Origin of the sequence: Thermoactinomyces intermedius, assembly GCF_013912365.1 — a bacterium.
Taxonomy (GTDB): domain Bacteria; phylum Bacillota; class Bacilli; order Thermoactinomycetales; family Thermoactinomycetaceae; genus Thermoactinomyces; species Thermoactinomyces intermedius.
In genome coordinates, this window is sequence record NZ_JACETT010000073.1 from 1 (window position 1) to 737 (window position 737).

The 737-nt window shown below is 56.0% G+C and carries 2 protein-coding genes; both read left to right on the forward strand.

Annotated features, from left to right (window positions below; genetic code table 11):
• The first annotated feature begins 5 nt into the window (after nt 1-5).
• Complete coding sequence (locus H1R82_RS13875; RefSeq protein WP_374189130.1) at nt 6-128, forward strand: glutamine amidotransferase-related protein; 123 nt, start codon at nt 6-8, stop codon at nt 126-128.
• On the forward strand, nt 121-737 hold a 617-nt coding region (locus tag H1R82_RS13880), incomplete at its 3' end, for a carbamoyl phosphate synthase preATP-grasp domain-containing protein (protein ID WP_445267835.1). The genes H1R82_RS13875 and H1R82_RS13880, both read left to right, overlap by 8 nt.

Here is a 737-nt window from a genome sequence, read left to right on the forward strand (position 1 = left end):
TGCCGGTGTTCACCGTCCAATATCATCCGGAATCGGCACCGGGCCCGCTTGACTCGGGTTATCTGTTTGACCGTTTTCTTGAGATGATGGAGTCTTTTGCACGGAAGGGAGAGACCGTCAATGCCTAAAGATCCGACCTTGAAAAAAATCTTGGTGATTGGTTCCGGGCCGATCGTGATCGGGCAGGCCGCGGAATTCGACTACGCCGGGACGCAAGCGTGCCAGGCGCTGAAAGAAGAAGGATTGGAAGTGGTTTTGGTCAACAGCAATCCGGCCACGATCATGACCGATACCAACATGGCAGATCGCGTCTATATTGAACCGCTGACCGCCGAATTTATCACGCAAGTGATTCGCAAAGAGCGTCCCGATGGCCTTTTGCCCACCCTGGGAGGGCAAACAGGCTTAAACTTGGCGGTGGAATTGGCCAAACAAGGGGTTTTGGAACGGGAAGGCGTCCGTCTTCTGGGAACCGATCTGCAAGCGATCATCCGTGCAGAGGATCGCGATTCGTTCCGGGCATTGATGCAGGAGCTGGGAGAGCCGGTTCCGGAAAGCGCGATTGTGCACACGGTCGACGAAGCACTCCGGTTTGCCGGCGAAACCGGCTATCCCGTGATCGTCCGGCCTGCTTACACACTGGGCGGAACCGGAGGGGGCATCGCCAAAGACGAAAAAGAATTGCGGGAGATTGTTGAAAACGGGCTCCGTTACAGCCCGATCACCCAATGCCTGAT